Annotated in this window: 14 protein-coding genes; 4 read left to right on the top strand and 10 right to left on the bottom strand. The window is 66.1% G+C overall.

Translation table 11 applies throughout. The features are described 5' to 3' along the window. Positions 1 to 3: 3 nt before the first annotated feature. From PLZ73_05170 to PLZ73_05130, 9 genes are all read right to left on the bottom strand, one after another. Complete coding sequence (locus PLZ73_05170) at positions 4 to 1,389, bottom strand: mechanosensitive ion channel (protein HOO77262.1); 1,386 nt, start codon at positions 1,387 to 1,389, stop codon at positions 4 to 6. A gap of 62 nt (positions 1,390 to 1,451) precedes the next feature. Then, positions 1,452 to 2,279 (bottom strand): A/G-specific adenine glycosylase, encoded by an 828-nt coding sequence (locus tag PLZ73_05165; protein HOO77261.1) that lies wholly within the window; start codon positions 2,277 to 2,279, stop codon positions 1,452 to 1,454. Continuing rightward, entirely contained in the window at positions 2,276 to 3,622 is a 1,347-nt protein-coding gene (locus PLZ73_05160; GenBank protein ID HOO77260.1) for a solute carrier family 23 protein, read from the bottom strand. The genes PLZ73_05165 and PLZ73_05160 overlap by 4 nt, the downstream gene beginning before the upstream one ends. 31 nt (positions 3,623 to 3,653) lie before the next feature. Further along, positions 3,654 to 4,613 (bottom strand): cache domain-containing protein, encoded by a 960-nt coding sequence (locus PLZ73_05155; GenBank protein HOO77259.1) that lies wholly within the window; start codon positions 4,611 to 4,613, stop codon positions 3,654 to 3,656. Positions 4,614 to 4,717: 104 nt separating this feature from the next. Further along, complete coding sequence (gene corA / locus PLZ73_05150) at positions 4,718 to 5,701, bottom strand: magnesium/cobalt transporter CorA (GenBank protein HOO77258.1); 984 nt, start codon at positions 5,699 to 5,701, stop codon at positions 4,718 to 4,720. 40 nt (positions 5,702 to 5,741) lie between these two features. Continuing rightward, positions 5,742 to 6,953 carry an FAD-dependent oxidoreductase gene (locus tag PLZ73_05145; GenBank protein ID HOO77257.1) on the bottom strand — a complete coding sequence of 404 codons (1,212 nt, stop codon included), beginning with the start codon at positions 6,951 to 6,953 and terminating at the stop codon, positions 5,742 to 5,744. Then, a complete protein-coding gene (locus PLZ73_05140) occupies positions 6,950 to 7,906 on the bottom strand; it encodes a polyprenyl synthetase family protein (protein ID HOO77256.1) in 957 nt (318 codons plus the stop codon). The genes PLZ73_05145 and PLZ73_05140 overlap by 4 nt, the downstream gene beginning before the upstream one ends. After that, on the bottom strand, positions 7,903 to 8,838 hold the full coding sequence (locus PLZ73_05135; protein HOO77255.1) for a prenyltransferase: 936 nt from the start codon (positions 8,836 to 8,838) through the stop codon (positions 7,903 to 7,905). The genes PLZ73_05140 and PLZ73_05135 overlap by 4 nt, the downstream gene beginning before the upstream one ends. Positions 8,839 to 8,928: 90 nt before the next feature. Then, complete coding sequence (locus PLZ73_05130) at positions 8,929 to 12,222, bottom strand: right-handed parallel beta-helix repeat-containing protein (protein ID HOO77254.1); 3,294 nt, start codon at positions 12,220 to 12,222, stop codon at positions 8,929 to 8,931. 346 nt (positions 12,223 to 12,568) lie between these two features. Here PLZ73_05130 and PLZ73_05125 point away from each other — a divergent pair, with 346 nt between their 5' ends. From PLZ73_05125 to PLZ73_05110, 4 genes are all read left to right on the top strand, one after another. Beyond that, on the top strand, positions 12,569 to 13,348 hold the full coding sequence (locus PLZ73_05125; protein HOO77253.1) for a transporter substrate-binding domain-containing protein: 780 nt from the start codon (positions 12,569 to 12,571) through the stop codon (positions 13,346 to 13,348). A gap of 103 nt (positions 13,349 to 13,451) precedes the next feature. Continuing rightward, on the top strand, positions 13,452 to 14,897 hold the full coding sequence (locus tag PLZ73_05120) for an aldehyde dehydrogenase family protein (protein HOO77252.1): 1,446 nt from the start codon (positions 13,452 to 13,454) through the stop codon (positions 14,895 to 14,897). Continuing rightward, positions 14,890 to 15,201 (top strand): STAS domain-containing protein, encoded by a 312-nt coding sequence (locus tag PLZ73_05115; GenBank protein ID HOO77251.1) that lies wholly within the window; start codon positions 14,890 to 14,892, stop codon positions 15,199 to 15,201. The genes PLZ73_05120 and PLZ73_05115 overlap by 8 nt, the downstream gene beginning before the upstream one ends. Positions 15,202 to 15,235: 34 nt before the next feature. After that, positions 15,236 to 16,447: an aromatic amino acid transport family protein gene (locus tag PLZ73_05110; GenBank protein ID HOO77250.1), complete on the top strand. Its 1,212-nt coding sequence runs from the start codon at positions 15,236 to 15,238 to the stop codon at positions 16,445 to 16,447. 4 nt (positions 16,448 to 16,451) lie between these two features. Here the strand turns inward: PLZ73_05110 and PLZ73_05105 are convergent, their stop codons facing one another. Beyond that, positions 16,452 to 19,703, bottom strand: a complete 3,252-nt coding sequence (locus tag PLZ73_05105) for a PAS domain S-box protein (protein ID HOO77249.1) — start codon at positions 19,701 to 19,703, stop codon at positions 16,452 to 16,454. Positions 19,704 to 19,805: the final 102 nt, after the last annotated feature.

Below are 19,805 nucleotides of genomic sequence, written 5' to 3'. Positions count from 1 at the left end.
GGATTATTTGACGATCCGATACGTCGGATACGCGAGTTCGATCCCTTCTTCCCGGCGGAAATCGTCCAGGATCGCCCGCGAGAAAAAATCCTGGGTGATCCGCCGCTTGCGGGCGTCGGTCAGATAGCGCAGCGTCAGTTCCACCCCGCTGTCCTTGATGGCGACGTAGACGATCGGGCTTAACTTCCCGTAGTGGATCATGTAGCGCCGCGACATCTTTTTGATTTTTCTGGTGACGATCTCCTCCATGCCCTCGGCTTGTTTGCCGGCGTGGCCGAGCATGATCTCCTCCGCCCGCCTCCAATCGCTTTCGAACGTGATCAGCACCGCCAGCTCGTTCCAGATGTATTCGAAGCCGCGGCTGTAGTTGTAGTTTTCTTTTTTGAAGACCGCGCTGTTGGGAACGTGGACGATTCTCCCGGTACTCTGGTCGGCGGCGACCCAGTTGCCGATCTCCAGCATCGAGGTCTGCAGGATCTGGATGTCGATGATGTCGCCCTTGACTCCGCCGAATTCCACCCGGTCTCCGACCTCGAAAGGCCGGCGGATGAGGATGACGAACCATCCGGCCACGCTGAGGATGACTTCCTGAAGGGCCAGGGCGATTCCGGCGGCAACCGCGCTCAGGAAGATGGTCAGGGAACCGATGTGATGGAACCAGAGAAAGACGATGGAGACGATGATGAGCAGGTTCAAGGAGTAGATGATGTGTTTGCGCGCCAGGTGACGGGTGCGGATGTCGGCCACCCGGTGGTTGATGAGCTTGATCAGGAAATAGATGAGAACGTAACCCCCGGCGAGGATAAGCAGCGTCTGCAGCAGTTTGCGGTAAAGTTCCCGCTGCCGCTGCCGGGATTCGGACTCCGACCGCGCGGCCCTGGCCCGGGCCGCTTCCAGCGCGGTTTCCGCCTGCCGGGCGCGGCCCTGGGCCGCGGACATCCTTTCTTCGGCGACCGCGGTCTCCTGCTGGGCCAGAACGGCCTCCTGTTCCTTCTCCTGGGCCTTGAGCGTCGCCGCCTTGACCGCCTCTTCGCCCGCGGCGGCGGAGGCGGCGGTCTCGGCCGCGCGGCGGGCCAGGTCGGCTTCCTGGCGTTTGATTTCGGCTTCGCGCCGCTCCAGTTCGACTTCCTTTTTCCGGAAAGCTACTTCTTCTCGGGCGGCTTGGGCCTGGTTTCTGGCGTCTTCGAACCCGTCCGCGCTCCGCGCTTCCGCTCCGGTCTCCGTCGCCGCGGCGGCGGGGGCGGGGGGGGCTGCGGGGTCGCCCGCCGCGGCCCCCCGGGCGGGGCCGGAAGCGAGAGCGCAGGCCAGGAACAGAACGGCGATGTAAAGGCCGGAGCCGAACACGGTTTTCTTCCTTCCGTCGTCGCGACGCGGTTTCGGGGAAAGCATAACGGTTTTTTCCGCCGGAAACAAGAGAACGCCGGGAGTTGGTGCCGGCCCGGCGCCCGGCATCAGGCGATGGCGATGCGGCCCCCCGTCCGGCGCAGGAGCCCTTCCGCGATCATGTCTTCCACGGCGGCGCGGACGCGTTCGGGTTCGGTCTCCGCGGCTTCGGTCAGTTCCGGTAGGGAAAGCCGGGCCCGGCGGGTGAGGGCGGCGATGACCCGTCCCCGCACCTGACGCCCGCTTCCGGAGAAAGGCGTTTGGCGGCTGTAGTGCGCGCTGCGGACGCAGGCGTTGCCCCGTTCCCGCTTCAGCATGGCCCCGTAGTCCATGAGCGCGTTGTACCAATACCGGGGCCGGCCCCGGTCGAGGACCCGTTCGGCGTAAGGGAGGATGGCGGAGTCGGGGACGTTCTCCCCGGTCGGGAAAAAAACGTGCAATAAAGCGGCCCTGATATTGGTTTCGATGAAAACGACGGGGATATCGAAGGCGAAGACGGCGACGGCGGCGGCGGTGGCCCGGCCGATTCCCGGCAGCCGGGCCAGTTCGCCGGGCTCCGCCGGGATCCTCCCTCCCCATTCGGTTAGCGCCATTCGCGCCGCCAGTTGCAGCCGCTGGGCGCGGCGGTTATACCCCAGGCCCTGCCAGGCTTCGAGTACGGCCCGAAGCGGCGCCTCCGCCAGGGTCTGGAGATCGGGGAAAGCCGCGACGAAACCGTCGTATTTCGCCGCCACCCGGCCGGCCTGGGTCTGCTGAAGCATCACCTCCGAGACCAGAATCCGGTAGGGGTCGGCGGTCCGGCGCCAGGGAAGGTCCCGGCCGTAGAGACGGAAATGTCCGTAGACCGCGGTTCTGAAGGCCGCCACCCGGGAGGCGCTGACCTTGGAGACGGTCACCGCTTCCGGTTTCTCCAGGCGTCCGCCAGCAGGTCCAGGTGGAAGACCTGGTACAGGATCACGACCAGGATGGTGGTGGTGGAGAGAGGCTGGGCGAAGAAATTTTTCAGCCAGGTCGGCATCCGGTTGAAGATATCGGGAACCAGCCCCGTTCCCAGGCCGAAGATGAGCGCAATGCCCACCGCGAAAATTTTGCGCTGGTCGAAGTTCTGTTCCAGCATCTCCTGGAGGCCGGTGCAGATCATGAAGGAGGCGGCAAAAATCATGGAGGCCCCCACCACCGGGGAGGGGATCAGGGAAATGGCGGTGGAGAGTTTGGGAGAAAAGCCCAGGGCGGCGAAAAGCGCCCCGGAGCAGAAAGCGATTCTACGGCTGACCGCTCCGGTCGCCGCCGCCAATCCGATATTGCTGGAGGAGGTATCGACCGCCATCCCTCCCATGGCCCCGGCCATGGCGGTGGTAAATCCGTCGGCCAGCAGCCCCCGGCTCAGCGGCCCCATGTCCAGTTCCTGCAGTTCGGGTTGGGATATTTTCTGGGCGGCGATGAGGTTGCCGAAGGATTTAAGCGAGCCGGTGATGGAGATGATGAGAAAAGGGATCAGGAGCTGGGGGGAGAATTTCAGGCTGACCTGCGAGAGGTCGCTGACCGGGAAACGGAACCAGGGTTCGCGCCCGATCCTGGCCAGATTCGTCCAGGCTTCCGGTTCCAGGAAGAGGGCCAGTGCCCATCCCGCCCCGACCCCGATCAGGAGGCAGTACATCCGCCACGATTTCTTGCCCCAGATGCTGAAGGCGGTCATTACCGCCAGGGCGCACCCGCCCACGGCGAGGTCTCCCCACCCGAACGAATCCCCGGCGAACCGCACCCCGAAAAAATTGGTGATGGACACCGGGATTACGCTCACCCCCACCATCGCCACCGTGAGGCCGGTGACGATGGGAGGGAACAGAAACCTCAGGCGTTTCACCATCCGGGCCAGGAGCATCTCCACCCCCCCGGCAAAGATGATCATCCCCCGCATCAGGGGCAGACCCCCCAGCCATGCCGCCTGCAGCGAAACCGCCAGGTAGGAAGGCCCGCAGACGTTGGGGCAGAGATAGCCGCTCCCGATCCACCGGGAGCGGCTGGCCTGGATCACCGTTCCCACCCCGGCGGCGATCATGGTCAGGGCGACCATGGAGCTGGCTTCTTCCAGGCTTCCCCCCACCTCCCGCACCAGCATCGCCGGAAGGGTGGCGGCCACGAACATGAGCAGCATCTGCTGCAGGCTCAGCAACAGCAGGGGTTTGAGCGGAGGCCGATCGTCGAGCTTATAGACCAGGCCCCGGGTCGGTTCGCTCATGGTCTCTCCTCGTTGTTCCCGATCATGGTCGCTAACCCATCCACGCGGGCCGAGGCAGCGGGCAGATGGCGCCCACGATGACTTCCCGTCCGTTCAGCACCGCTTTCCGTCCGTAAATCCCCTTTTTTTCCGCCCGTTCCCCCCTGCTGTCCCGCGACCGCATCACCACCCAGGCCCGGTCTTCTTCTTCCAGCCGCCCGGCGAGCATGGCCAGGGGCCGGTTGCCGCTTTCGTCGCGGTACGACAGGAGGTTCCGGGACTCCTTCAGGTCCAGCCCGGGGTCAATGATCGTGGTCCCGTCGCCGAGGATGACGAAGACCCGGGAATCGTGGATGACGAACGGACCGGCCGGGCTCTTGATCAGGTCAAGGGCCGCGTTCCCTTCCCGGGAGATGAGTTCGGCGGCTTCGTCGACGACGATCCGGTAGAATTCCCGTTCCTGGTGCGGGTAGTCGAATCCGCACCCGACGTAGCCCCGGCGCCCGTCGGGAAAGGTGACGGGGAAATTGCAGGAAGCTTTCCAGACCCCGTTGAGGGCCCCCGGGGGGACCCAGAGATAGTGGACCCAGCCGTGGGGGTTGAGGTCGTGGTGGTTCTCGATCTGATCGACGATCAGGGGCCCCGGGTGTTTGCCCAACAGATCGGTCATGGACGTCAGGTTCCTGCCCCGGAATTCGGGATACCCCCCGTGGTAGAGGTTGACGTTGTCGAAGTCGTAGACGTAGAGGTAGGAATTTTCTCCCAGGGACCAGGCCTCGGGCCGGCGGCGGAACCGCTCGAAGGCGTCTTCGCCCTCCGCTTCGATCGCCGCCGCCGCCCGGGCGGTCAAAGCCACCAGCTTCCGGGTGTCCCGGTAATCGTAGACGTCGAGGTTGGGGGCGGTGCCTTGCGGCCGCGCCCGCCAGGCGGCGACGGCGGCGACGACGGCGGCGGCCGCGGCCAGGGCCGTGGTCAGGGTCCGGAGACGTTTTCTTACGGGAATGTCGGGCATCGGTTCCTTCCGGGGAGTTATTGTATGCCGACGGGGCCCGGGTTTCTTCTGCAAAATCGCCCTGCCGGCGTTTCCCCGGCCCCGGTCGCCGGCGGTTTATCCGCTCAGAGCAGCTTGATTTTTTTGAACCAGTAGAGCAGAACCGAGACCGAGAGCGCCATCAGGAAGATGAAGATCCAGAATCCGAGCATGGTCTCCCGCAGGTGGAGGGGGAAGAGGACGTTCATACCCCCGATTCCGGAGATGAGCGTCATCGGCATCATGATGGTGGCGATGACGGTGAGTATCCGCATGACGTCGTTGAGCTTGAAGGAGAGGGAAGAATGATAGGCTTCCAGCAGGGAGTGGCTCATCTCCCGCAGGTGGTCGACCAGATCGGCGATCCTGGTCATGTGATCGTAGATATCCCGGAAGTAGATCAGTTCCTCGGGCTTGACGAAGTTGATTTTCCCGTGGGAGAAGTTATAGATCAGTTCGGTCTGGGGCAGAAGAGTCTTGCGCATGGTCATCGTGTTCCGGCGCAGGGAAAGGATCCGGTTGCTCTGATCCGGCTTGCAGCCGGCCAGGACGTTGTCTTCGAGGACGTCGGCCTTCTCGGTCAGGGTATGGATGATGGCCATGTAATTGTCCACGATGCTGTCGACAAGATGGTAGAGCAGCCGCCCGGTCCCCTGCCTCATGATCTTGTCGGAATGCTCGAGACGTTTGCGGTTGGCGGTGACCGCCTTGATATGTCCGGCGTGGACGGTGATCAGGTAGTTGCTTCCGGCGAAGATATCGATCTCCCGGATGCTCAAAGCTTCTTCTTCGCGTTTGTCGAGGTAGTAATAAAGCGAATGCAGCACCAGGAAGATGTACGAGTTCATGTCGTCGCATTTGGGAAAATTCTGGGGGTCGATGCAGTCCCGGATCAGGAGGGGATGGAAGTCGAACCGGTCCTTGAGGATCGCGTACTCGGTTTCATCGGGGTTCTCCAGGTCCACCCAGAGAAGTTTCCCGGGGTCGGCCAGAACCTCTCCGAACCGTTCCGGCCCGAGCCCCCGTTCCAGATTCCCGGTAGCGCGGTCATAGAGGAAGGTCGTGATCATATCTTCCCTGCCTCCCGCGGCTTCCGCCCGCGTGCAGATTTTACTCCCCGTTTTTTCCCCGGGGCAAGTTCATTTGCTCCCGGCCGGTTCCCGGGTTCGAGATCAGGGCCCGCGCCACTTCCGCCAGGAGCTTGAAACGGTTGCCCGCGGCGGGCGTGCGCAGGACGCAGAGGAGATAGTGCAGCAGCGATCCCGTCCGGCCCCCCGCTTTGACGCCCAGGACCCTTCCCCAGCCCCGGCCGGTGGCCAGGGGCACGATGAACCCCGGATCCCGGGGGTGGAAGGCTGCGGGGGTTTTTCCGGCGATCTGGCGGCGTAGGTTGCCGGCCGCCCTCTCCGCTTCGGCCAGGGAAAATTGAACCGACATGCGCAGGCTGCTACCCCGGAAGGCGAAGTCGGCGCAATCCCCCAGGGCATAGATGTTTTCGCCTCCGGGGAGGAGGAGCGCGGGGCCGGTTTTCAATCGGCCCTGGCGGTTTTGCTCGAAGGGCAGCCCGCGGATGAACGCGCCGGTTTTGGCGCCGGCGCACCAGATCAGGGTGAAATCGGTAATCCGTTCGCCGTCGACTTCCACCGCCGTGGGGCCGATCTCTCCCCATCGGGCCGCGGTCGAGACCCCGATCTTCAGCCGTTCGAGCTCGGTTCGGATCGGCTGCGCCACCTCGTCGGGGATGCCTCCGAGGATGGCCGGCCCCGGTTCCACGATCCGCACCCGGACCCGCTCGGCCGCCTCCGGCCCGAGCCGGCGCAGCCGCCGGACCGCCGCCGCCGCGGCTTCCACTCCGGTGTAGCCGCCCCCCGCCACCAGTACGGTGTGGGCCGTTTCCCCGGCGGCCGCCCGGTCGATCCGCCGGCCGGCGGCCAGGGCGTTTTCCGGCGTATCCAAAGGGAAGGCCGCACCCTCGGCCGACGTCCCGTGAAAGTCGGGTTCCGTGCCGCAGGCCAGGACCAGGAAGTCGAAATCGAAGGTCCGCCCGTCTTCCACGACCAGGGTTCCCCCTTCCCGGGCGGCGGCGGCTCCCCGGACGAAAACGGCGCCGCGGCGCGCGCAGAAAGGAGCCAGGGGAAAAAGCAGGCGCCGAGCGGAGATCGTCCCCGCCAACACGTCGGGGAGCAGGGGGCGGAAAACCGAGGTGTCGCGCCGGTCGATTAAAATCACCCGAAACCGGCGGGAAGGTGAAGTCAGCGAACGCACCAGTCTCACCCCGGCGAACCCTCCCCCGGCGACGATGACGGTCGGCCTCCGCGTCATGACCAGCTCCCGCAGGTCCGGAGGCGCCGGGCCGAATCCTCCAGGTATTCCTCGAAGCCGGAACGGCGTCGCCGGAGCCCGATCCGGTCGGCGGCTGTCCCGGCCCGGGCGATGAAACGCAGCCCCCAGTCCGCGGCCCGGCTGACGGCGCCGCCGGATCGAACCGCTTCTCCGATCTTTTCGAGCCGCGCCCGGGCTCCGCCCCTCGCTTCGGCGATTCTTTTCCGGAGCCGGGGCTCGCCGGCGGCCAGGGCCAATGCCAGGTTGGAAGTCCCGTTGCGCAGATCGGCCAGGCGGTCCTTCCCCAGGTGAAAGCCGGGGGGGGCGAGGTCGAGGCAATCGTCGGCGATCTGGTAGGCCAGTCCCAGGTTGAGCCCGAGACATTCCAGGGCGGCGATGGTGCGCCGGTCCCGGCCGCCCAGAATCCCCGGCGCCGCCGCCGCGAAGACGAAGAGGGAGGCGGTCTTCAGGCGGGCGATGCGCAGACAACGGTGCGCGCCCGGGGGGAACTCCGGGCGGGATTCGTCCTCCAGCAGTTCTCCGGCGCAGATGGCGGCTCCGGTCTCCAGGATCCGGGCGGTCAGCGTCCGTCGCCGCAGGGAGTTTACGGCGGCAATGCCCTTGATAAAAAGCAGGTCTCCCAGGAGCAGGGCGCAGCCGAGCCCCCGGGACCGGGCCAGGGCCGGGCCCCCGCGGCGGGAGCGGGCGCCGTCGATGATATCGTCGTGGACCAGGGTGGCGAGGTGGACGGTCTCCACCGCCGCCGCCGTCTTCATCGTCTCTTCGCGGTCCACGGCAAAAAAGCGGCCGAGGAGGGCGACGAGCAGCGCCCGGCGGTTTCCTCCCGCGTGTTCGAGCGTTTCCGCTTTCAGGGGGGAGAGGGCCGCGGGGAGCGTTCCCAGGACGCTCTCGACGGCCTCGGAAAGGGGGGAGAGGATGTCTTCCCGCATCATGAGACGACCAGGGAGGCGGCGAGTACCGCCAGGAAGAGGCAGTAGGTTTTGATCGTTCCCGCGCTGGCATCCCGGTAATTTCCGCCCCCCCGGGCGATGCTCCATACCCGCCGCCCGGCCCCCGCCGCCCAGGGCGCGGTGGCGAGCGCCGCCAGAGACGCGGGCGGGAAGACTCCCGCCGCCCAGCCGACCGCCGTCCCCAGGTATGCCCCCCCCAGGAGAGCGGCGCCGGCGCGGGCCGCCGCCGTGCGCCCCATCCTGGCCGCCAGGTTGTATTTGCCGGCGGCTCGGTCGTTTTCCCGATCGGCGATCTCGTTGACGATCAGAACCGCCGAGATCAGCAACGCCGGTATGAGCGAGACGAACCAGATTCGTCCGGCCAGGTCTCCGGTTTGCAGGGCGTATCCCCCCCCCACCAGGAGAGGGCCGAAGGCCACGGCCAGGGAGATCTCCCCCCAACCCCGGTAGGCCAGGGAGAAAGGCGGAGCGGTGTAAGCCCAGGCGATGAAACCGCCGGCTCCCCCCAGGAGAAGGATGAGAGGGGGGGCTCCGGCGGCGGTCAGCCCCAGCCCCAGCATTCCCGCCGCGGCCAGGCAGCCGGAGGCCGCCCGCAGCACCGCCCGGGGCCGGACCAGCCCGGCCGGGAGCGTCCCGGAGCCCCCGGAGTGGGGGAGGTGGCCGTTCCCCGCCCGGTCCGCTCCCAGGCGGTAATCCCAGTATTCGTTGAACAGGTTGGCCGAGAGGTGGGCCAGAACCGTGCCCGCCAGGCCCGCCGCGAAAAACCAGGGACGCCGGCAGTGCCCGTTTCCGGGGTTCGGAAACGAATATGCCCAGCCCAGGAGATAGGGGAGGATGCCGGCGGGAAGAAAATTGACGCGTCCGGTGCGGCACCAGACTCTCCAACCGGTTATAATGCGGCGTTTCGCCGACATTGAGGACCCCTCCCGAAGCGAGGATAGTCGAGATCCCGGGTGGGGGCAAGGAACGAGTTGTCGGGGAGAACGCCGTCGCGGCGGGTCCGGTTATCGGGTCACCGGGATGTCCCCCTCCCTTCCGAAGCGGATCCGGGTGTTCCCCCGGAGCGCCCAGAGGCCCCCGGCGTCCCGGAATACGGCGGGGTCGTCCCGGAAGTCTCCGTCGTAGTCGGCGGGTACGGGGACGTCGCCGAGCCCCCCGAAGTGGAGACGGGTTTCTCCCCGAACCGCCCACAGGCCGGTCCCGCTCCGGTATATCGCCGTTTCCCAGGCGCCGTTTCCGGCGTAGTCCCCCGGGACCGGAAGATCGCCCGGGCGGCCGAAGAAGACGCGGCTGAATCCGCGCACCGCCCAAAGTCCTGACCCCGGTCTGAAGACGGCGATGTCCCGGAACGGTCCGCCCCGGTATCTCCCCGGCACCGGGCGGTCGCCCGGGCGGCCGAAGGCCACCCGGCTCAGGCCCCGGATGATCCAAGCCGCGCCGGCGTTCCGAAAGACGGCGGCTTCGTCGGTCCCGTCGCCGTCGTAATCGCCCGGGACGGGAAGATCCCCGGCGCCGCCGAAATAAAATACCGTCACCCCCCGCGCCGCCCATCTTCCCGCCGCCGGCCGGAAGACGGCGGCTTCGACGGTGCCGTCTCCATCGTAGTCGCCGCTGACGGGGATGTCGCCCGGGCGCCCGTAATACCCCTGACCGAGGTTTCTGACCGCCCAGAGAGCGGTCGCCGGCCGGAAGACGGCGATGTCGGCCACCCCGTCCCCGTCGTAATCGCCGGACTGGAGCACGGAGCTTCCGGCTTCGGGAAGCGGGATCGGGGTCGGGGTGATCGCCGCCGCGGTCGGCTCGGGTCCGGGGGTGGGGGCGATGGGAACTCCCCCGTACTCGTCGGCTCCGATATCGGGCGCTCCGTTCATGGCCTGGCAATCGATATCGGTCGTTCGGGCCGAAACCGGTATTCCGGCGTCGACCGCCGGAACCTGGGCGTCGAGGAGGTGAAGGTCGCCGGAGCCGGCGTCGACGAAATAACCGTCTCCGGCCGAGGTCAGGTTGGCCGCCAGGAGAGGATTGTTCTCCTCGTACCGGTTGATGTAGATGGGTTCGTCGACGAGGTTGTTCATGATCGAACAGCCCGAGGACGAAGCGTACTGGACCTCGATGGAGTAGGGCCAGGACCCCGGGGAATAAACGGTGTTGTGGAGAATTGCCGCCCCCGGGGATTTGGAGACGCAGATCCCGAAATCGCTGCCGGAATATCCTTTGATGAAGTTGTTCCTGACCACGCCCCCGGTGTGGCTGGGAGCCGCATCGGAGTTATTTCCCAGGGAGATGCCCATGTCGCAGTCGATGACGCGGTTTCGTTCGATTACGGTTCCCGAGGAGTCCAGCCAGACCAGGATGGCGGGTCCGGCGAGCCCCGCTCCGGGCGCGGCCTTGATGTTGCGCACGAGGTTGTCGCGGATGGTCCAGTCGATCGACCGGGTCAGGTCGATGCCGTTGGTGTAGGAGCCCTGATCGAGGGTCGATGAGTATTCGAAGACCGAGCATTCGATGACGCCGTCGCTTTTGGTCTCCTGGTAACGGTAGCCCGAGGCCTTGAACAGCTGCTCGCCGCAGTCGACGATCCGGATGTTGTGAAAAAGGAAGCCGGCCGGGGCCCCTTCGGGCTGGATGAATATCCCGTGGTTGGGAACGTCCCGGATGGTGAGGTCGGCCACGGTCACCCGGCTGGCCGCGATCACGATCCCGAACCCTTCTCCCGGCGACTCCATTCCTTCCCCCCGGATGACGACGTCGTCCCGGTTGCCGGTCAGGGACCTGATGGTGATGTCGGGGCGGTCGACCACGATCCCGTACCCGGAGACGTCGTAGGTTCCGCTGCGCAGGTAGATGGTAGTTGGGCCCGCGGCGGCATCGATCGCTTCCTGGAGTTCCTCGGCGTTCGCTGCCGTCGCTACCGCCTCGCCGCCGCCGGGGGGGGGAAGGGGGCCGCAACCGCAGTCTTGGTCGCTCGGCGTCGCCGGCGGCACCGGGGTGGTCGCCCCCGTCGGGGCGGGGGTCGCCGACGGAATCGGCGAGGGCGCTCCTTCGCCGGGGATCGCCTCCCAGACGTGAACGATCGGCTTGTCTCCGTCCGCCAGGGGTTCGAAAACGTAGAGGAGGCCGCGCTCCCGGTCGCAGGCGACGGCCTTGACGTGGTCGTACATCTGCGGGGAATCGACGTGGTAGAGAACGTCGTCGATGTTTAAGACCGCGTAGGGTTGCGGTTCGTACGGTTCCATCTCCCCCGCCGCCACCGCCGCCAGGTCGCCGGGATCGAAAAATACGATTTCTCCGTCGAAATACGTGCTCCACCAGCCTCGGTTATCGCAGTCGAGGCAGGGCCCGTTCTCGTTGCCGTACCAGCAATCGCCCCGGCCCTTGGTCCCGGCGAAAACCACCGCAGCGTTCCCGCCCGCCGTCATCCAGGCCGCCCCGGGCCACATGTCGGAGTGGTGATACCGGTCCATCGTATAGGCGCCCCCGTGGGGGTCGTCCCAGTAACTGGTCGAGTACAGCAGCAGGGGAACGGCCGCGAGGGACGCGCCGGGGGCGGGGGGATCTCCTTCCTGCCAGGGGGCGCAGACGAAGATGCAGGGCCCCTGTCCCCCCTGGCCTCCGTCTCTCATCCTCCCCGTGGCCAGGCACCGGCCCCCGAGGTGGGCGTCGGCCCAGGCCTGAGGAACCGAGAAAAGGTAATCGGTGGTGCTGTAGGTGTCGTAGTCTCCGATATACCACGGCCCCGCCGCCGCCGGGGCGGAGAGATCGAGTTCGCATTGTCCGTGGGTGGGATAGTGGGGCGAGATCTGCAGATGTTGATGCCAGGAAACATACAGCCGTCCCCGGTCGCGGCCGCCGCCGGCCGGGAGATATTCCAGCCCGGCGTAGGGGATTTCGAACTCTCCGAACAGCAGACCGCGGATATCGGTGAAAGGCTGGAGGGTGGTCGCGGTGTTCAAATCTTCCGGGTTCTTGTCGGGGGAGATCACCGGTATGGGGATGCCGATCTCGGAGACCTTCTGATACCAGTCGTGCCCGGTTCCGAAGAGGGAGCCGGGGTACCCGTCGGCGGGGCCGCCGGGATCGCCGGCGGGACAGTAGGTCAGGGCGTTTCCCCCCCAGGCCCATCCCGTTTCTCCCTCAGGCCCCGGCAGGCGGAAGGCTCCCCGGTAGACGAGATCGGCCGGCCGGATCAACCCTCCCGCCGCTTCCCCGGGCCCGGACGCAACCGTCCCCGCCGCCATCATCAGCAACGCCAGCCCGGCGCGAAGCGCCGTCGCCGATTTGACCGCCCGGGAAAACATAAGCTACCCCCGCTTAGTCTAAAGCAAGAATTGTGCCGGGAACCGGCGGCGCCGGTGAAAGCAGCGGTATTGTTGCGCGGATCGGCAAAAATAACGTTCGCGGCGGCCGGGGAAAGGCGGAACCTGCCCGGTTCTTTGACGCTGCTCCGGCCGGGGATGTTTCAATGTTGAACACTTCGGTCCCGCCTCCGTACAGTATTCGAACAACCGAGTGTAGCGTGCGGAGCACGTGCTTCCGGGAGAAAGAGAAGGCCGTTTGTCCGCCCCGCTCCGGGAATCGTTTCCGCCGCGCCCGGGTTGCGTTATACTTTATTCGAGCGATAAACCGGATCATGAGGAGGATGCCGTGAAAACGTTCGCGATGGTTGCCGCCCTGTTTCTGGGTTTAGCTCCGGCCGGTTCGCCGCCGGCGCCTTCCCCCGCGGAGGGCAAGGTCATACGGTTTTTGGTGGATCCGAACTCTCCTCCCTTCGCCTTCCTTCGTGACGGCCGTCTCGGCGGATTCGATATCGACCTGGGCAACGCCCTGGGCGTCGCCCTGGGGGCGGAGGTCCGGTGGCTGCCGGAGCCCTTCGACGTCGCGGTGTACGCGAAAATGCTGGCGGAGGGCCGGGCCGACGCCGTTCTGGCGGCGATGTCCATAACCGAACGCCGCTCCTATTTCGTGGATTTCACCCGGCCTTACTTCACCACCCGGCTGGCGGTCGCCGTCCGGCCCGGGTTCGCCTGGGACTCGCGCGAGTTCGCCCGGGGGTTCCGGGGCGGCGTCATGGGAGTGATGCGGGGAACGACCGGGGAACGGTGGGCGCGCCGCAACCTGGACGGCGAAATCAAGACCTACGACTCGATCGAGAGCCTTCTGCGGGGGCTGAACCCGGAAGGGAATCTTTCCGACGCCGTTTTGATCGATCAGCATATTCTGGCCGCGGCGTCGGCCGGTCCCGATCCGTCGGTGCGGATCGTGGAAAGGGAGATCGGCCGCGAGGATTACGGGATCGCCGTCCGCAAGGGAAACCGGGAATTGGCGGACGAACTCGGGCGGGCCTTGGATCGGCTGGAAGCTTCGGGAGACTACGCCCGGATCTACGGAGCCTGGTTCGGCCCCCCGGCGCATACCGGAGATTGACTCCCGGTTCGTCCGGCGCCGGGGCCGGGCGACAATGATCTTGCGCGGCCGCCGCCGCCCGCCGTACAATCCGGCATAGGGATAAAGCCGCCGGAGGTGTTGGATGTCGGATGCCGAAGTTATGGCCGAGGAACTGCTGGCCCGGGCCTCTCTGGCCGCCGCCGAATTCAATCAGCTCGACCAGGCCGCGGTCGATCGCATCGTCGAAGCGGTCGCCCGGGCGGCCCTGGAAAACCGGATAACCCTGGCCCGGTTGGCTTGGGAAGAAACGGGCAAGGGAGTGTGGCAGCACAAGGTTCTCAAGAACGTGGTCGCGGCCCTGCTGGTCTACCGGGATATCCGCCACGAGAAAACCGCGGGCGTCATCTCCGAGGACGCCGAAACCGGCATCATTGAAATCGCCCAACCCCTGGGCCCGATTCTGGGGATTATCCCCGTCACCAACCCCACCTCGACGGTGATCTTCAAGATCTTGATCTCGCTGAAGGCCCGCAACCCCATCATCATCAGCCCCCACCGCGCCGCCGTCGAGTGTTGCGCCGCCGCCGCCCGCGTCTGCTCTGCCGCCGCCCTCGCGGCCGGCGCCCCGGAAGGCTGCATCCAGTGGATCACCGAAAGTTCGCGGGAATTGACCCATGCCCTCATGTCCCACCCCCGCCTGGCCCTGGTGCTGGCCACGGGCGGTCCCGGCCTGGTCCGGGCCGCCTACAGTTCGGGGACTCCCGCTATCGGAGTGGGATCGGGCAACGTTCCGGTTTTCGTGGAGAAGAGCGCCGATATCGCTTTCGCGGTGGAGAACATAATCCTCTCCAAAACCTTCGACAACGGAACCATCTGCGCCAGCGAACAGGCCGTCGTGGTCGAGGAAGAGACCGCCGCGCGGGTCCGGTCCGAATTCGAACGGCGGGGAGGGTATTTTCTCGATCCGGAACAGACCGTCCGGGTGGCGGCCGCGGCCGTTCGGGCCGATACCGGCCTGATGAACCCCGCGATCGTCGGACAATCGGCCGCCAGGATAGCCGAGATGGCCGGCATCGACGTTCCCGCCGGCACCGTCCTGCTGTTGGCCCCGCAGGAGGAGGCCGGTGAGGAGTATCCGCTCTCCGGGGAAATCCTGGCGCCTCTCCTGGCTTTCTACGTCCGTCCCGATTTCTCCGCCGCGCTTAAACTCTGTATCGACCTGAATTACCGGGGCGGGGTGGGCCACACCGCCAGTATCTACTCCGAAAACGAATCCCGGATCCGCGAGTTCGCGGAGTTGATGAACGCCGGCCGGATCGTGGTCAACACCCCCTCGTCCCAGGGAGCGGTAGGGGGGATGTTCAACCGGCTCCCGGTTTCGTTCACCCTCGGTTGCGGAGCCGGGGGCAAGAACATCACCACCGAAAACATCACCGCCCGGAACCTGATCAACATCAAGCGGGTCTGCCGCCGACGCGAAAACCGGGAGTGGGTGGAAACCCCGGCCGAAAAGTACCTGAACGGGGCGGTCGGCGCCGATGAGATCATGGGGTCCGGCAACGGAGAAGGGGGGGAAGCCGATGGATAATATCGTCAGATGCGAGTTCGACGCCGAGGCCGGGGTACTCACCTGTTTCTTCCGGGGTCGTCTCGACGCTCCCGCCAGCGAGGCGGCGGCGGCGGCGGTTGCCGCCCGGATCGAAGCGCTGGCATCCCCGGCCCGGGTCGTCTTCGACCTGGGGGAGGTCGTATACATCGCTTCCGCCTTCCTTCGCTTCTGCCTGCTGACCGGTTCTTCGGCTGCCGCGGGGTTCGCCATCGTCAACACCAGCCCCTTCACCAAGAAAGTTTTTACCGTGGCCGGTTTCGATCGGGTGCTCGATATTTCCTGACGGGCCCGTCGGCATTCCCGGTCCGCCCGAAGACATGCGTCGAAACGCCCAACTCCCGATTATTTCGGTATCGTTCCTGGTCCTGGGGAATTGCCTGGGGGTGGGGGTGCTGGCTCTCCCGGTCAAATACGGTCTCGCCGGTTTTGTCCCCGCCCTGGCGGGAATCGTTCTGGCCTGGGCGGTGATGCTGGCGTCGGCCTTCATCATCGCCCAGAAGATCGGGGAGGCCCGCAACGATACCTTCGACATCCCCTGGTTCTACGGCAGGGAACTGGGGCCGGCGGGAAAGTGGCTGGCCATCGCCTGCAATCTGGTGCTCCTCTACGGCGTGTTGACCGCCTACCTGAGCGGAATGGCGACGATGGTCGACCACCTCTTCCGCCTGCCCGTAAGCAAACCCGCGGTTACGGTTCTGTACTTCGCGGTCACCACCGCTCTGGTTCTCTTCGGGGGGGGCATCTACCGCAAGGGAAACGTGCTGGTGATCGTTTCCGTCTGGATCTGTTTCGCCCTCCTGGTCGGATCAGGGTCCCGGCGCTTCGACCCCGGGCTTCTCCGGGCGGCCGATTGGAACTGTTTTCCGATCGGGCTTCCCATCGCCATCTCCGCCTTCCACTTTCACAACCTCATCCCCACCGTCTCGCGCAGTCTCGGCCACGATCGGGCCGCCACCCGAAAGGCCATTTTCATCGGGATATTCCTGGGGCTGATCATCAACCTGGTCTGGGTCACCATCGTACTCGGGTCTCTGCCGCGCCTGGGGACGGCCGAAGCCACGATCGAAGCCGGTTTCCTGCACCAGGTCCCGGCCAACGTCCCCATGTCCTTTCTGCTCCACTCCCGCCTTTTTCTCGTCTCCGGCTTCGTCTTCGCCATTCTTTCCGTAACCGCTTCCTACATGGCCAACGGCACCGGTCTCCACGGGTTCGTCCGCGATCTCTCCAACACCTACCTCCGGTCCGACAATGCCTGGCTGATCGCGGCGCTGGCGTTTGTGCCTCCGCTGGTTATCGCGCTGCTGTGCCCCGATATATTTCTGGGCGCCCTGGATATCGTCGGAGGGGTGGGGGAATCGACCCTCTTCGTGCTGCTGCCCGGGATCATTCTCCTCCATTTCTCCCGAGGCCGCTCCCGGGCGCTCTTCGCCGCAGGGCTGGTGATGGTGGCGGTGGGAGGTCTGACCACGATCTACGTTCTGGCGGAGAAGGCGGGCCTGGTCGATCTGGCATCCTTCCCCGGCGCCTGAGACCCTAGGACGTTTCTTCGTCGGCGGGGCCGAGGAGTCGGCGGATGGCGGCGCCGAGTTCGTCCAGGGAGTAGGGCTTCTGAATAAACCCGGGCGCCGGGGCATCCTCGAACCGGTGCCTGAGGTCGGCCTCGGTATAGCCGCTGGAGATGATCGCTCTGACCTTCGGGTCGATCTCCCGGAGTTCCTTGAGCGTTTCCACGCCGTCCATGGCGGGCATGGTCAGATCCACGAGTACGAAGGCGAACTCGGCCCGGTGGCGGCGGAAGATCTCGAGCGCCTCGGTTCCGGTGGCGGCGGTGATCACTTCGAATCCGAGGTTGGCCAGGATATTCCCCGAGACTTCGCGGACGATGGCTTCGTCGTCGACCAGAAGCACCTTGCCGCTCCCGCGCCAGCCCGTTTCCCCACCGCCGGCATCGACCGCGTCGGCGCCGGGCGCCGTCCCGCTCTCTTCCGCGGGGAAAAACACGGTGAAGCGCGTCCCTTGCCCCGGTTTGCTGGCGATGGCGATCGCTCCCCCGTGGCCCCTGACGATGCCCAGCACCGCCGCCAGCCCCAGCCCCCGACCCGTGAATTTGGTGGAGAAAAACGGTTCGAAGATATGGGAACGGATCTCGTCGTCCATCCCCGCGCCGGTGTCGGCGATTTCCAGGAAGGCGTATGTATCCGCCGGCGTCTCCGGGCCGGAGAAGGGGTAGCGGTGTTCGGGAAGCTCGGCCGCTTCGCCCGCCGCGATGGTGATGGTGCCGTTTTCGTCCCCGATGGCCTCGGCGGCGTTGACCACCATGTTCATGACCACCTGGCGGATCTGGGTCGCGTCCGCCAGGAGAGGGGGGATCGAATCGGCCAGCTCGAGCCGGAGGAAAATTTTTTTGGAGATCGAGGCTTTGAGCAGTTCCACCATTTCTTCGATCAGCTCCCCCAGGTCGACGCTTTCGATGACGAAACTGCCCCGTCCCGAGTAGGCCAGCATCTGCCGGCAGAGGTCGGCCGCGCGCCGGGAGGCCTTGACCACCGCCTGGAGGTTGTGCCGGGCCCGGTTCTCCGGGGGCAGTTCGTGCAGGGCGATGTCGGCGTTCCCGAGAATGGCGACCAGGATATTGTTGAAGTCGTGGGCGATCCCTCCGGCCAGCACCCCCAGGCTCTCCAACTTCTGCGTCTGCTGGATCTGCGCCTCCATCTGCCTCCGGGTTTCCTCTATATGTTTGCGCTCGGAGACGTCCCGGGCCACGCCCAGGATGGTGGGCAGGCCGGCCAGCGTGATCAGGGTCAGGTGCACTTCGGCGGGGTAGGTGGAGCCGTCTTTGCGCCGGTGGACGACTTCCAGGAAAGCGGTATCGCCTTTCTCCAGGCGCTTCCAGATCAGGTTCTGATCGTTGCGGTCCCGGCTGCCGGCGTCGATGTCGGAGACCGTGAGTTTCAGCAGCTCTTCGCGCGAATAGCCCGTGGCCCGGCAGGCGGCCTTGTTGACCAGCGCCATCCGGCCGTCCAGGGTGTGGACGAAGACTCCGTCCCCCAGGTTTTCGAGAACCGCCCGCAGGCGCTCCTCTCCCTCCTTGAGGGCGGCGTCGGCCCGGGCGCGCTCGGTGACGTCGTTGATCAGAGCCAGCATGTAAACGGGGTCGGCCTGCGGGTCCACCACCGAGACGGAGACGGTCACGATCCGTTTCCGGCCGTCCTTGCGGGTGATGCTCCACTCGCGCCCGGAAGCGGACTCGTCTTCCCGGACCGCCTTCAGCCATCTCCAGGCCGCGTCGCCCTCGCCGGCGCCGGGGAAGAGGGCTCGGTACCATCCCAGGCGGTTGATCTCCTCCATGGTGTAGCCGGTGATCTCGACCATGCGGCGGTTCCAGGTGCCGAACTTCATGAAGGGGTGCTCCGGAATTTCCCGGTAGAGGCAGAGACCCTCGGCGGCGCTGTTGAAGACGGCGCGGGTGAAGGCCACTTCCTTCCTCAGGGATTCCTCCATCCGCTTGCGCTCGGTGATGTTGCGGCCGATTCCGCAGAGGTAGCGCGGCCGCCCGCTTTCGTCCCTCAGTACCGACGTGCGGCAGTCGACCACGATCTCCGCGCCGTCCCGGGTGGTGTTGATCACCTCCCCCGACCACTTGCCCTCGCGCAGGGTCGTCTCCAGGATCTCCCGCTGGGTCGCTCCCCGGCGGGGATCGTCTCCGAAACTCTCGATGGAACTGCCGACCAGGTCGTTTTCGGACTTCCTCAGCTGGCGGCATTCGGCCTTGTTGACGTAAACGATATTTCCTTCCAGGTCGGTGATCGTGACCATGTCGTCGATTCCGGCCAGGATCTCTCCCTGGAGATCGAGCCGCTGTCGCCGCAGGTTCTGAAAGAGGGCGAAACCGATATCGTTCCCCAGTTCCAGGAAAAGTTCCCGAATCTCCCGGTCCCCGGCATAGCCGGCGGGAAGAGAGGCGACCAGCACCCCGTAGATCTGATCCCCGTGGGGCAGGCGCAGGCAGACCCGGGCCAGTTCCCGGTTGGGTCCGCAGAGGCGACAACCGCGGCAGTTCGCGGCGGGGTCGGTTTCGACCACGATTTCCCCGGTGGCGAACGCGCGCCGGGCGCAGCGGGGCCACTCCCCCGCTTTCAGTTCCCGGCGCACGGGGTCGAAATCCTCTCCGAATCCGGCGTCGGCGACGAAGTCGGCGCGGCCGTCCTGGTCCCGGAGAGCGATCCAGACCGTGGCGATTTCCAGGCGGCCGACCAGGATCCGGCAGGCCTGCCGGGCCAGTTCCTCCCGGCTCTCTTCCCGGGTGATCAGTTGTTCGAGCTCGCGGATGACCTGAAGGGTGGCGTTGAGCCGGCCGCGTCCGGCCTCCTCCGCTTTTCGTTCGCTGATGTCGAAGGCCACCCCGGCGGAGCGGTTTGCGCCCCCCCGCCCGGGAGCGCGCCCTGACCCGATGATCTTGACCCATCGCGTCAAGCCGTCCGGGAGCATCAGGCGGCACTCGAGTTCCCGCTTCCCGGACCCGGTCTCGGCGAAGAATTTTTCGGCGCGTCCGCGTTCGTCGGGGTGGACGCGGGCCAGGACCTGAGCGAGGGGAACCGCCGCGGCGGAGGAGAAACCGCCGAAGAGGGCGGCGGTTTCCGGCGAGCAGCCCAGCATCCCGGTCGCGGGGTCGGCTTCCCACGCCCCCACCCCGGCGAGCGCGAGCGCCGCCGGGACGTCGAGACCGTCCCCTAGTTCCGCCGCCGCCGGGCGGCTCCGGTCTTTGTTGTCGGGTTTCCTGCGCATGGGCGGCATCGGCCGTTTAAGCCCGCCTTTTTAAAGTTTAAACGCTCCGGGAGACTCCGGCAAGGTATTAAATGACAAATTCCACCCGCGATATCTTGAAGA

The organism is bacterium, from assembly GCA_035380285.1.
Lineage (GTDB): Bacteria > Auribacterota > Erginobacteria > Erginobacterales > DAOSXE01 > DAOSXE01.
Note: the sequence above shows the minus strand (reverse complement) of the source record. Positions and strands in the feature narration are given on the sequence as shown.